Source organism: Microvirga splendida, from assembly GCF_016427565.1.
GTDB lineage: Bacteria > Pseudomonadota > Alphaproteobacteria > Rhizobiales > Beijerinckiaceae > Microvirga > Microvirga splendida.
Genome location: NZ_JAELXT010000059.1, coordinates 1 through 12861 on the forward strand (window position 1 = coordinate 1; position 12861 = coordinate 12861).

At 66.3% G+C, this 12861-nt stretch carries 8 protein-coding genes; 3 read left to right on the forward strand and 5 right to left on the reverse strand.

The genetic code is table 11. From position 1 onward, the window contains the following. Nucleotides 1-355: 355 nt before the first annotated feature. Nucleotides 356-1219, reverse strand: a complete 864-nt coding sequence (locus tag JAO75_RS24480; RefSeq protein WP_199051819.1) for a type 1 glutamine amidotransferase — start codon at nt 1217-1219, stop codon at nt 356-358. 76 nt (nt 1220-1295) lie between these two features. Between JAO75_RS24480 and JAO75_RS24485 the strand changes: the two genes are divergently transcribed. After that, complete coding sequence (locus JAO75_RS24485) at nt 1296-2201, forward strand: DMT family transporter (RefSeq protein WP_199051820.1); 906 nt, start codon at nt 1296-1298, stop codon at nt 2199-2201. 208 nt (nt 2202-2409) lie between these two features. Here the strand turns inward: JAO75_RS24485 and purU are convergent, their stop codons facing one another. The 3 genes from purU to JAO75_RS24500 all read right to left on the reverse strand — a co-directional run bounded on the left by purU (nt 2410) and on the right by JAO75_RS24500 (nt 6323). Next, nucleotides 2410-3282 carry a formyltetrahydrofolate deformylase gene (gene purU, locus JAO75_RS24490; RefSeq protein WP_199051821.1) on the reverse strand — a complete coding sequence of 291 codons (873 nt, stop codon included), beginning with the start codon at nt 3280-3282 and terminating at the stop codon, nt 2410-2412. 11 nt (nt 3283-3293) lie between these two features. Then, complete coding sequence (gene serA, locus JAO75_RS24495) at nt 3294-4886, reverse strand: phosphoglycerate dehydrogenase (RefSeq protein ID WP_199051822.1); 1593 nt, start codon at nt 4884-4886, stop codon at nt 3294-3296. A 264-nt stretch (nt 4887-5150) separates the two neighbouring features. Next, complete coding sequence (locus JAO75_RS24500) at nt 5151-6323, reverse strand: phosphoserine transaminase (RefSeq protein ID WP_199051823.1); 1173 nt, start codon at nt 6321-6323, stop codon at nt 5151-5153. 246 nt (nt 6324-6569) lie between these two features. On the opposite strand from JAO75_RS24500, the gene JAO75_RS24505 reads away from it, so the two are divergent. Together JAO75_RS24505 and JAO75_RS24510 are read left to right on the forward strand one after the other, a co-directional pair. Then, complete coding sequence (locus JAO75_RS24505) at nt 6570-7835, forward strand: efflux RND transporter periplasmic adaptor subunit (protein ID WP_199051824.1); 1266 nt, start codon at nt 6570-6572, stop codon at nt 7833-7835. Nucleotides 7836-7895: 60 nt separating this feature from the next. Beyond that, nucleotides 7896-11054 (forward strand): efflux RND transporter permease subunit, encoded by a 3159-nt coding sequence (locus tag JAO75_RS24510; protein ID WP_199051825.1) that lies wholly within the window; start codon nt 7896-7898, stop codon nt 11052-11054. A gap of 124 nt (nt 11055-11178) precedes the next feature. Here the strand turns inward: JAO75_RS24510 and glmM are convergent, their stop codons facing one another. After that, nucleotides 11179-12534: a phosphoglucosamine mutase gene (gene glmM / locus JAO75_RS24515; protein ID WP_199051826.1), complete on the reverse strand. Its 1356-nt coding sequence runs from the start codon at nt 12532-12534 to the stop codon at nt 11179-11181. Between the last annotated feature and the right edge of the window lie 327 nt (nt 12535-12861).

Consider the following 12861-nt stretch of genomic DNA (forward strand, 5'->3'; position numbering starts at 1 on the left):
GCGCGCCCCTCGAAGGGCGGGAATGCACAACGATATAGCCGAGCTTAAGGCAGCTGTCAAGAACAAAATGAGAACATTGCTCCTGACGCTCCGGTGTCATTCCCGGCCGGAGCGTCAGCGGAGGGGACGGGAATCCACTCACACCCTCTGCGCCATGGATCCCCTCTCCCACACGGGAGAGGAGGGACGCCATGCTGGTTCCAGGCCCCGCCAGGTCGCACCCCCCACCTTCGTTCGCATATGAGGGAGGGAAGACCCGCGTCTTATCCTGCCCACGATCCCGGATCGCCGCTGCGCTGCGTCCGGGATGACAACCCCGTCCGTGCCGGAGGAGCGCCGGCCGATCAGGCCCCGCTCACGCCCGCCCGCGGGCGCTCTTTTCGGTCCTGACCCGGTGCTCGATGAAGTTGCGGATCTCGCGGGTGCGGCGGTGCGGTTCGAGAACCTCCGCGTCAATGCCGTGGCGCCAGGCGAGGTCGAACCGGGCGGGATCCTTGTCCAGGGCCGCCAGATCCTCCGCATAGGCGAGCGCCTCCTCGGGCGTGCGGCAGAAACCCTCCCGCACGAGGATGTCGGTGCGCCGGCTGAGGATGGCCGCGAGTTCGCCGAGAGAGAACTCCGGATGATACTGCACGCCCCAGAACGTGCCGCCGTCGCGACGGATCTCAGCGGCCTGCACGGGCGACACCGCATTGCTGGCGAGAATTGTGCAATCCTCCGGCACGGCCGTCACCATGTCGAGATGGATGGCGGGCGCGTCGTAAGCGGCGGGGCGGCCGTCGAGCAGCGGATGTCCGTGACCGGCCTGCGTCCGCGTCAGCCTGCGGGCGATGCCGACCTCGCGGCCGAGAGGGTTCTGGCGCACGTCGCCGTCCGCCGCGACCGTTGCCACCTGCAGCCCCCAGCAGGAGCCGAAGGACGGGGTGCGGGAGGCGAAAGTAGCCCGCATCAGGTCGATCTGGCTCAGGATGTCGGGGGTGCGGTCGTAGATGTTGAGATGGGAGCCGGTGAGCACGATGCCGTCATAGGATTCGAGCCCCGCCGCATCCGGCAGGTTCGCGCCCTCATCCGTCGGGAAAGCAATGTCGCAGACGGCGTCCTGGGCAATCCCCTGGATCACCTCCGCATAGGACTCGGAGAGCGTGAGTCCATAGGCTTCCTTGTGGACCTGCCTTGCGCCCCGCGTATTGCCCTCAACCACCAGAAACCGTAAGGCCATGCCTGTCACCTGCTTATCGTTGTGCCGGTTTAGCCGAACGGCGCGCGGCGACAAGTGCAATAAGGTCTGGCCTCCGATGAATATCCTGCACGCGCTTTGGAAGGGGCTATGGGGGCAGGCCTATGTGCTCCTTACCCTCACCGCGCTGATGTGGGGCGGCAATGCCATTGCCGGGCGGCTCGCCGTGGGCGAGGTGTCGCCCATGATGCTCACCTGCCTTCGCTGGGTTATCGTGGTGAGCGTGCTGCTGCCGCTGGTCGGCCGCCAGGTGGTGGCGGAATGGCCGAAGATCCGGGAGCGCTGGGTCTTCACGCTCCTCATGGGAGCCTTCGGGTTCACCGGCTTCAACGCCCTGTTCTATGCGGCCGCCCATTACACCACCGCCGTGAACCTCACGATCCTCCAGGGCGCGATCCCGGTTCTCGTGCTGATCGGCACGGTGCTGTTGTTCAAGGCCCGGGTGATCCCGCTGCAGATCCTCGGCGTGATCGTCACGATCCTCGGCGTGGTGCTGGTGTCGGTGAAGGCCGATTTCGAGATCCTCCGGACGCTCGCGCTCAACATCGGCGACGCCTGGATGCTGATCGCCTGCGTGTTCTATGCGGGCTACACGCTCGGCCTGCGCCACCGCCCGGCCATTCCCGGCCTCATCTTCTTCGCGGCGCTGGCGGTGGTGGCCTTCGCGACCTCGGTGCCTCTGCTCGGGATCGAGGCCGCTCAGGGCAACCTGCAATTCCCGACCGCAAGGGGCTGGCTGATCTTGCTCTATGTGGGCCTGCTGCCGTCGCTGCTCTCGCAGATCTTCTTCATGCGCGGCGTGGAGCTGATCGGCCCGGCCAGGGCCGGCCTCTTCGTCAATCTCGTGCCGGTCTTCGGCGCCCTGCTCGCCGTGGTGCTGCTGGGCGAGCCCTTCGCGCTCTACCACGCGCTCGGCCTCGTGCTGGTGCTCGGCGGCATCTGGCTCGCGGAGCGGCGGCGGTAGCCCGCTGCTTGTCATTCCCGGAAGGACGCGTCAGCGGAGGGGAAGGAAATCCATGGCGCCGCGCGTGATCGTGGATCCCCTTCCCGCACTACGTGCGCCGGAGATGACACTCTCTCGTCATGCCCGCACTTGTTGCGGGCATCCACGTCTTTGCCACCGTTGAAGACGTGGATGGTCGGGACGAGCCCGGCCATGACGGCTGTGAATGCTAATCCGCAAACACCACCGTCTTGCGCCCGTTGAGCAGGATGCGGTCTTCCAGATGATAGCGCACGGCGCGCGCCAGCACGCGGCGTTCGATGTCGCGGCCCTTGCGCACGAGGTCTTCCGCCGTGTCGCGATGGGTGATCGATTCCACGTCCTGCGCGATGATCGGGCCCTCGTCGAGATCGGAGGTCACGTAATGCGCGGTGGCGCCGATCAGCTTCACGCCGCGGATATGAGCCTGGTGATAGGGCTTGGCGCCCTTGAAGCTGGGCAGGAACGAATGGTGGATGTTGATGCATCGTCCGGATAGCTTGGCGGCGAGCCCGTCCGACAGAACCTGCATGTAACGCGCGAGCACGACGAGATCGGCCTTCGCGCCGCGAATGATCTCCCAGACCTGTGCCTCCTGCTCCAGCTTCGTGTCCTTCGTGACGGGCAGGTAGTGAAACGGGATGGTGCCGAGGCCTACATGGGCATAGGTTTCGGCCGGATGGTTGGCGATGATGCCGGCGGGCTCGAAACCGAGCTCGCCGATGCGCCAGCGATAGAGAAGATCCGCGAGGCAATGGTCGAATTTCGAGACCAGCAGCATGACGCGGCGCTTCTCGGCCTGATCGCGCAGGGTCCATGTCATGCTGAGGCGCTCGCCAAGCGGCGCGAAGCCGCTCTTGAGGGCGTCGAGGTCCGCCTCACCGGCCACGGGATCGAAGACGACACGCATGAAGAACCGGTCGGTCTGCGTGTCGTCGTATTGCTGCGCGTCGAGGATGTTGAGGCCCGCATCCGACAGGTGTCCCGCCACGGCGGCTACGATACCGGGACGGTTCGGGCAGGCGAGCGTCAGGACGAAGCGCTGCGACGGAACATGGGCCATAGCATTATACCTCAGAAGCGAACGGCGCGGGCGCGCTTGACCTGCGGGATCTCCTCGATCCGGCGCAGCAACTCGTCGGAGACCGGCTCGTCCACCGACACGAAGCAGATGGCGTCGCCGCCGGGCTTGTCGCGGCCGAGCGCGAAGGTCGCGACGTTCACGCCGGACTCGCCGAGCAGGGTGCCGAAGCGGCCGATGAAGCCGGGCTTGTCGTCGTTGCGCACATAGATCATGTGCGGGGCGAACTCGGCATCAACCGCGATGTCGCGGATGTCGACCACGCGCGGCTTGCCGTCCTGGAATACGGTGCCGCCCGCATGGCGCGGCATGTCCTCCGCATCCACCACGATGCGGATGAAGCTCTCGTAGTCGCGCGCCGCGTTCTCGCGCTTGACCTCTTCCACCATGATGCCGCGATCGCGCGCCACCAGCGGCGCCGACACCATGTTGATGTCCTGCAGGAAGGGGCGCAGCACGCCGGTCACGGCAGCAGACGTGAGCGCGCGGGTGTTCATCTCGGCGACGTTGCCCTCGTACTCGATGCGGATGCCCTTGATCGGCGCTTCCGTGAGCTGGCCGAGGAAGGAGCCGAGCTTTTCTGCCAAAGCCACGAAGGGCTTGAGGCGCGGCGCTTCCTCGGCGGTGATCGAGGGGAAGTTCACAGCGTTCTGGATCGCGCCCTGCAGCAGGTAGTCCGACATCTGCTCGGCCACCTGCAGGGCCACGTTCTCCTGCGCCTCCGTGGTGGCGGCGCCCAAATGCGGCGTGCAGACCACGTTGGGATGACCGAAGAGCGGGTTGGAGGTCGCGGGCTCCTCCACGAACACGTCGAAGGCCGCGCCCGCCACGTGACCGGAATCGAGGGCCGCGCGGAGCGCGACTTCATCCACGAGTCCTCCGCGGGCGCAGTTGACGATGCGCACGCCCCGCTTGGTCTTGGCGATGTTCTCGGCCGAGAGCACGTTCTTCGTCTTCTCGGTCATCGGCACGTGGAGCGTGATGATGTCGGCGCGGCGCAGCAGGTCGTCGAGCTCCACCTTCTCGACGCCGAGTTCGACGGCGCGTTCGGGCGACAGGAACGGATCGTAGGCGATCACCTTCATGCGCAGGCCGATGGCGCGGTCGGCCACGATGGACCCGATATTGCCGCAGCCGATCACACCCAGCACCTTGCCCGTGAGCTCGACGCCCATGAAGCGGTTCTTCTCCCACTTGCCGGCCTGCGTGGACGCATCCGCCTGCGGGATCTGGCGCGCGAGCGCGAACATCATGGCGATGGCATGCTCGGCGGTGGTGATGGAATTGCCGAAGGGCGTGTTCATCACGATGATGCCCTTCGCCGTGGCGGCGGGGATCTCGACATTGTCGACGCCGATGCCGGCGCGGCCGATGACCTTCAGGTTCTTGGCCTGCTCGAGGATCTTGGCCGTGACCTTGGTGGCGGACCGGATGGCAAGGCCGTCATACTCGCCGATGATGGCAGCGAGCTTGTCCTTGTCCTTGCCGAGATCGGGCTGGAAATCGACCTCGATGCCGCGATCCTTGAAGATCTGCACGGCGGCGGGAGAGAGAGCGTCGGAAATGAGTACGCGGGGAGCGGGCATGGTGCACCTCAGATTGGCCGCCCCTTCACCCTCCCCTTGAGGGGGGAGGGTCGGCTCGAAGAGCCGGGGTGGGGTGAACGGCGCTGTCAGTTTGATTGTCTGTGCGTTTTGTCCGAGGGCAGTCGGCAAAGAGTGGTGTTGCCACCCCACCCCGCCGCCCTTGCGGGCGTCGACCCTCCCCCTCGGATCTCGGGTGTTCCCGAGATCCGCATCCTTAATGCGCAAGTCGGGAACACCCGACTTGTGTCGGGGAGGGTTTGGGCGCTACGCCGCTTTCGCGAGCTTCGCCTTTTCCTGCGCGAAGGCCCAGTCGAGCCAGGGCGTCAGGGCTTCGAGATCGGATTGCTCGACCGTGGCGCCGCACCAGATGCGAAGGCCCGGAGGCGCGTCGCGATAGGCGCCGATGTCGAAGGCCACGCCTTCCTTGTCGAGGGCGGACACGATGCCCTTGGCGACCTGCGCCACGGCCTCGGGGCCTTGCGCCACCACGTCGGCATCGGCGATCACGAGGCACACGCTGGTGTTGGAGGCGGTGTCCGGGTCCTTGGCGAGGTTGGCGATCCACGGCGTGCGGGCCACCCAGTCGGTGATGACCTTCGCGTTGGAATCGGCCTTGGCGACGAGCTTTTCCAACCCGCCGATGGACTTCGCCCATTCGAGGGCGTCGATGTAGTCCTCGACCGCCAGCATGGACGGGGTGTTGATGGTCTCACCCTCGAAGATGCCCTCGATGAGCTTGCCGCCCTTGGTCATGCGGAAGATCTTCGGCAGCGGCCAGGCGGGCTTGTAGCTCTCGAGGCGCTCCACCGCGCGGGGAGACAGGATCAGCATGCCGTGCGCAGCCTCGCCGCCTAAAACCTTCTGCCAGGAGAAGGTGACCACGTCGAGCTTGGAAAAATCGAGCTTCTGCGCGAAGGCCGCCGAGGTGGCGTCGCAGATGGTGAGGCCCTCGCGGTCGGCCGCGATCCAATCGGCGTTCGGCACGCGCACGCCCGAGGTGGTGCCGTTCCAGGTGAAGACCACGTCGCGATGTTTCGTATCGACCTGGCTGAGGTCGGGCAGCTCGCCGTAGGGCGCGTTGATGACGCGGGCGTCGGAGAGCTTGAGCTGCTTGACCACGTCCGTGACCCAGCCCTCGCCGAAGCTTTCCCAGGCCAGCATGTCGACCGGACGGGCGCCCAGCATCGACCACAGCACCATCTCAACGGCGCCGGTGTCGGAGGCGGGCACGATGCCGATGCGGTAATCGGCCGGCACGTCCAGCACCTCGCGGGTGAGGTCGATGGCGAGCTTCAGGCGCGCCTTGCCGAGCTTCGCGCGGTGCGAGCGGCCGAGGCTGTCGGTCTTGAGGTTCTGGAGAGACCATCCGGGGCGCTTCGCGCAGGGACCGGACGAAAAGAAGGGCGCGCGCGGACGCACGGCGGGCAGGTTTGTCATGTGATCCATCCTTACAGATGGGCGCCTCTCGGTGGGGAGAGGTGTCCCGCCGACCGGTATGACGGAGGCCGGACAGACGGTCAAGGCAAATGCAGTCCGATCTGCCCCTGCGGCAGGACATCAGATTACGAAATCGTAATACAAAACATCGTGTTCAGAAGGATCCGTTCGGCTTAATCGGCATATATTGTGCTAGGACAAGTTCCAGCATTCCAAACGATAAAGACTGATGTCCAAGGAGCAAGCATGCGTGTGTCCGGTCAACTCGCTGTCATCGCCATGCTGGGGGCGGCAGGCTTTGGCGGCTGGTATGCCTACAAGGGCGGCCATCTGGCCAATATGCCGGTGATCGGCGCCTATGTGGGCCAGCCGTCCGGCCAGCAGGCCGGTGCTCCGAGAGGCCGGGGTGGCCCCACCGGTCCGGCGACTGTCGAGGTGGACACGGTCAAGACCGGACGCATCGTGGAAACCCGCGAGGCGGTGGGCACCGTCCGTGCCTATGAATCGATCATGGTCACCGCCAAGGTGGCGGGCATCATCGGCGAGATCGGCTTCGAGGAAGGCCAGAAGGTCAAGGCCGGCGACATGCTGGTCCAGTTCGACGCCGCCGAGCGCCGCGCCGCCATCGAGCAGGCCGCAGCCGAAGCGAACCGCGCCGCCGCCCTTCGGAACGAGGTCGCCATCAAGCTCGAGCGCGCCCAGGCCCTGCGCCGCACCGGTTCGGGCACCGAGGCCCAGGTCGAGGACCTCACCGCCCAGATGAAGTCGCTCGAAGGCTCCATAGCCTCGGCCCAGGCGCAGCGCAAGGCCGCCGAGGCGCGGCTGGACGAACTGACGATCCGTGCACCCTTCGCCGGTCGCGTCGGCACCCGCTCCGTCTCTCTCGGGGCCTATGTGGCCCCCGGCACCCGCATCACGTCGCTCGACGACCTGTCGAAGGTGCGCCTCGATTTCGCCGTGCCGGAAAACCTCCTGGGCCGTCTTGAGCCGGGCCAGACGGTGAATGCCAAAGCCGCAGCCTACCGGGACCGGGTCTTCAAGGGCACCGTTTCCACCATCGACCCTCGCGTCGATCCGGCGACCCGCACCGTCCGCCTGAGCGCCGATTTCGACAACCCGGACGAGGCGCTCAAGCCCGGCATGTTCTTGTCTGTGGCCCTGGAGGTCTCCGCGCAGAACGATGCGGTGGTGGTTCCGGAGGAGGCCATCGTCAGCGAAGGCCTGCGCCATATCGTGTATGCGGTGAAGGACAACAAGGTGGAGCGCCGCGTCATCACCATCGGCCAGCGCCAGGGCGGGAAGGTCGAGGTTCTGGAGGGCATCAAGGCCGGCGAGACCATCGTGGTGCTGGGCGTCCAGCGTGTGCGCCCGGGCGCCGAAGTGATTGCCCGGCCCCTCGGCTCCACGGCGCCTGCCGCCCCGGCGCCTGCGGCCAATCGCGAGCAGCCCTCGCGCTCCTCGCTGAACCTGCCTCAAGCCATCGGCAGCGCACAGGCTGCCGAACGAAACTGATTATCTCTCCCGCTCGGCGGGAGATTTTTTGTTTAACGGACTGGTACAGAGCTCACCGTCATGCAGGTTTCCGACCTCTTCATCCGCCGCCCCGTCTTCGCCATCGTGGTCAGCCTGCTGCTCATCGTCGGCGGCCTTGCCGCGCTCATCCAGCTGCCGGTGCGGGAATATCCGAGCGTCGACCGCCCCGTGGTGTCCGTCTCGACGGTCTATCGCGGCGCCTCGAACGAGGTCATCGAAAGCCGGATCACGGAAGTCATCGAAGGCGCGGTCGCTGGCATCGAGGGCATCGACCAGATCCGCTCCCAGAGCCAGAACGAGCGCTCCTCGGTGGTGATCGAGTTCGACGTGTCGCGCGATCCCGAGGGCGCCACCTCCGACGTGCGCGATGCGGTGTTCCGGGTGGTCGGGCGTCTGCCGGACGGGGTGGACCAGCCCGTGATCCGCAAGGTGGACGACAACGCCTCCGCGATCATGTGGATCAGCGTGACGTCCTCCACCTACGATGCGCTCGAACTCAGCGATTTCCTGAAGCGCGTCTATGTGGACCGGCTCTCCACCGTGCCAGGCGTCGCCAACGTCTATCTCGCCGGCGAGCGGCGTTATGCGATGCGCATCTGGATCGACCGCCCGGCGCTCGCCGCCCGCGGCCTTACCGTGCAGGACGTGGAGAGCGCCATCAGGCGCCAGAACGTGGAGTTGCCGGGCGGACGCATCGAATCCGCGCAGCGCGAGTTCACCGTCAAGACGGATTCACGCCTGTCCTCGCCGCAGGATTTCGAGCAGCTCATCGTCTCCAACAAGAGCGGCTATCTCGTGCGCCTCAACGAGGTCGCCAGGGTCGAGGTGGGCCCCGAGGACAACCGGTTCGAGTTCTACGAGGCCGGCAAGGTTGCCACGGGCCTCGGCATCGTGCGCCAGTCCACAGCCAACACCCTGTCGGTGGCCGAGGGCGTGCGCGAGGAACTCGAAGAGCTGAAATCCTCCCTGCCGCCGGGCACCACCGCGGAGGTCTCGTACGACGAGAGCCTGTTCATCAGCTCCTCGATCAAGGGTGTGCTGACCACGCTCCTTGAAGGCGTCGGCCTCGTGATCCTCGTCATCCTGGTCTTTCTGCGCGACTGGCGGTCGACCATCGTGGCCATCGTGGCGATCCCGGTCTCGATCATCGCCGCCTGCATGGTGATGGCCTATTTCAACGCCACCATCAACGTGCTCACGCTGCTCGCCGTCGTGCTCGCCATCGGCATCGTGGTGGACGACGCCATCGTGGAGATCGAGAACGTGCATCGCCGCATCGAGGAGGGACAGCCGCCGCTGCTCGCCTCCTTCGACGGCGCCCGCGAGATCGGCTTCGCGGTGATCGCCACCACGGCGACGCTGATGGCCGTGTTCGTGCCGCTCGCCTTCATGACCGGCAACACGGGCAAGCTCTTCCGCGAGTTCGGCATCACGCTCGCGGCCGCCATCTTCTTCTCCGGCGTCGTCGCGCGAACCCTCACGCCGATGATGTGCTCCAAGCTGATGGTGCCGGCCCACGGCCCGATCCAGCGGATGACCGAGCCCTTCTTCACGGGCATGAACAACGTCTATCGCCGCATCCTGACCGGCGTGCTGAAAGCTCCTCTGGTGATCCTGGCCGTCGGCTTTGCCATCTCGCTCTCGGCCTATGGCCTCTTCCAGGGCCTGCCGAAGAACTTCGCCCCGACGGAGGATCGCGGCGCGATCATCGTCCGGATCGAAGCGCCGGAAGGCTCCAGCCTCGACTACACCCGCGACCGGGTCAGGGAAGTCGAGAACATTCTGCTGCCCTACAAGGAGCAGGGCGTGGTCTCGTCCATCACGAGCCAGGTCGCGCCGGGCTTCGCACGGCCGTCGCCGGTGAATGCGGGCATGATCATCGTTCGCCTGGTGCCGTGGGATCAGCGGACGATGAAGCAGCAGGAACTGGTGCAGGAGATCAACCGCAAGGTCGCGAACCTGCCCGGCGCCCGCGTGTCGCCGATCAGTCCCGGCTCCCTCGGCCAGCGCGGCCCTTCGAAGCCGATCCAGTTCGTGCTCGGCGGCCCCGATTACGACACCCTGCGCGACTGGCGCGATACCGTGATGCAGAAGGCGCAGGAAACGGGCCTGTTCGTGAACATGGATTCCGACTACCGGGAGTCCCAGCCCGGCATTCGCGTTCAGATCGACCGGCAGCGCGCCGCGGATCTCGGCGTCTCGGTGGAGGATATCGGCCGCACGCTCGAGCTGATGTTCGGCGAGCGCGAGGTCTCCACCTTCGTCAGCCGCGGCGAGGAGTACTCCGTCATCATGCGCGGCCGCGCGGAGGACCGGGCGACGCCGAACGATCTCGCCAACACCTTCGTGCGCGCGACCAACGGCGAGCTCGTTCCGCTCTCGTCCTTCGTGTCGCTGACGGAGGCGGCCGCTCCCCAGACGCTCAACCGCTTCAACCGCATGCGCGCAATCACCATCGATGCGGGATTGCGGCCCGACGTGTCGATCGGCGATGCGCTCCAGACCCTGGAGCAGATCGTGCGTACGGAGCTGCCTGCGGATGCGCGGATCGGCTATCGCGGCCAGTCGCAGGACTTCCGCGACTCGTCCAACGCCATCTACATCACCTTCGGCATGGCGCTGCTCGTGGTGTTCCTGGTGCTGGCGGCGCAGTTCGAGAGCTGGATCAACCCGTTCATCATCATGCTCACCGTGCCGCTCGCCGTCACCGGCGGCCTGGCGGCGCTCACGATCACCGGGCAGTCCCTCAACATCTACAGCCAGATCGGCATGATCCTGCTGATCGGCCTGATGACGAAGAACGGCATCCTGATCGTCGAGTTCGCCAACCAGCTGCGCGAGCGCGGCATGTCCGTGCGGGATGCGGTGATCGAGGCCTCCGTGCTGCGCCTGCGGCCGATCCTGATGACGTCGATTGCGATGATCGGCGGCGCGATCCCGCTCGCCTGGTCGACCGGCGCCGGCGCCGAGGCGCGCAACGCCATCGGCACGGTGATCGTCGGCGGCGTGACCATGTCCACCCTGCTCACGGTGCTGGTGGTGCCGGCGATCTACCTGCTCATCGGCGGCTACACCAAGCCCGCCACCTATGTGGGCGAGATGCTCGACAAGCTGCGGGCGCAGACCGGCCAGCGTCCCCATGGCGAGGATCTGCCGCGCCACACCGCTCCGCAGCCTCCGGCCCATCCGGCGGAGTGATCGGGAGACCTGAAGAAGGCGGGCTCCCCTCTCCCGGGCGGGAGAGGGAGACGCGCTGAACTGAAAAAGCCCCGGCGAGATGATCGCCGGGGCTTTTGAATGACCGGATGCAAGAGGTGATTGACTATGCCGCCACCTGGGAGGCGGCACGGGTCACGGCGTCCACCACGTCGTCCACCACGCGGTTGACCAGATCCTCGTTGTCGCCCTCGCCCATCACGCGGATGACCGGCTCGGTGCCGGAGGGGCGGATCACCAGGCGGCCGGCCTGGCCCAGGGTCTCGCGGCCGGACTCGATGGCCTTGATCACCGAGGCGTCCTGCAGGGGCTTGCCGGATTTGTAGCGCACGTTCTTGAGCACCTGCGGCAGTGGCTCGAAGCAGTGGCAGACCTCCGAGACGGTCTTGCCCATGCTCTTGACCACTGCCAGAAGCTGGAGCGCCGCCACGAGGCCGTCGCCCGTGGTGGTGTAGTCGGACATGATGATGTGGCCGGACTGCTCGCCGCCGAGATTGAACCCGTGGGCGCGCATGTGCTCGAGCACGTAGCGGTCGCCGACCGCCGTGCGCACGAGGCCGAGGCCCATGCCGCTCAAGAAGCGCTCCAGGCCGAGATTCGACATGATCGTCGCGACGATGCCGGGCTGGGACAGGCGGCCGTCCTCCTTCCACGAGCGGGCGACCACGGCCATGAGCTGGTCGCCGTCGACCTTGTGGCCCTTCTCGTCGACGATCAGGACGCGGTCCGCATCGCCGTCGAGGGCGATGCCCACATCGGCGCGCAGCTCCCGGACCTTCTGGATCAGAGCATCGGGGGCCGTGGAGCCCACATCGTGGTTGATGTTGAAGCCGTTGGGATCCACGCCGATGGACATCACCTCGGCGCCCAGTTCCCACAGGGCCTCCGGGGCCACCTTGTAGCCGGCGCCGTTGGCGCAATCGACCACGACCCGCATGCCCTCCAGATCGACCTGCCGCGGCAGGGTGCGCTTGGCGAATTCGATGTAGCGGGCCTGGACGCTCTCGATGCGCTTGGCGCGACCGAGCGCGGCGGAGCCGGACAGGCGGCGGGTCAGGTCGGAATCGATCAGGGCCTCGATTTCGCGCTCCATGTCGTCGTTGAGCTTGAACCCGTCCGGGCCGAACAGCTTGATGCCGTTGTCCTCGTAGGGGTTGTGCGAGGCCGAGATCATGACGCCAAGGTCGCAGCGCATGGAGCGGGTCAGCATGGCCACCGCCGGAGTCGGGATCGGCCCGAGCAGGAGCACGTCCATGCCCACCGAGGTGAAGCCCGCCTGGAGGGCCGACTCGATCATGTAGCCGGACAGCCGCGTGTCCTTGCCGATCACGACCCGGTGCCGGTAATCGCCCCGCTGCTGGAACATGAGGCCGGCGGCCTGCCCGACCCTGAGGGCGAGGTCCGGCGTGATGATGCCGTTGGCGCGACCTCGAATGCCGTCGGTTCCGAAGTATTTCCGCACGTGCTTTGTCTCCGCATTCCGTTGCGCCGATCCGCGCTTTTGTTTTTTCAAAGCAATCTCCCCCACTTCGGTCAAGGCATGGAGGCCGATCCGCGCATCACAAGTGATAAGCGATTGTTACAGACCTTACCCCTGGCTCATGTGTAGTATTACTACTTTGAGGTAAACAAAAAAGAACGCCCGCTGGTGAAGCGGGCGTTCCTGAATTCCACAAGGACTGGCGTTTTATGCCTGCGGCTGGGGCTCCATGCCCCCGTCGCTCTCCCGGGGCCGGCCCGGGCGGGTCGTCGGAACGGCCGAACCGCGCACGGGCGGGGCCGTGTCGCC

Excerpts from the sequence above, each read along its gene's own strand:
- JAO75_RS24485 (WP_199051820.1), top strand. The coding sequence starts at position 1,296 with ATGAATATCCTGCACGCGCTTTGGAAGGGGCTATGGGGGCAGGCCTAT.
- JAO75_RS24510 (WP_199051825.1), top strand. The coding sequence starts at position 7,896 with ATGCAGGTTTCCGACCTCTTCATCCGCCGCCCCGTCTTCGCCATCGTG.
- serA (WP_199051822.1), bottom strand. The coding sequence starts at position 4,886 with ATGCCCGCTCCCCGCGTACTCATTTCCGACGCTCTCTCTCCCGCCGCC.
- JAO75_RS24505 (WP_199051824.1), top strand. The coding sequence starts at position 6,570 with ATGCGTGTGTCCGGTCAACTCGCTGTCATCGCCATGCTGGGGGCGGCA.
- JAO75_RS24480 (WP_199051819.1), bottom strand. The coding sequence starts at position 1,219 with ATGGCCTTACGGTTTCTGGTGGTTGAGGGCAATACGCGGGGCGCAAGG.
- JAO75_RS24500 (WP_199051823.1), bottom strand. The coding sequence starts at position 6,323 with ATGACAAACCTGCCCGCCGTGCGTCCGCGCGCGCCCTTCTTTTCGTCC.
- purU (WP_199051821.1), bottom strand. The coding sequence starts at position 3,282 with ATGGCCCATGTTCCGTCGCAGCGCTTCGTCCTGACGCTCGCCTGCCCG.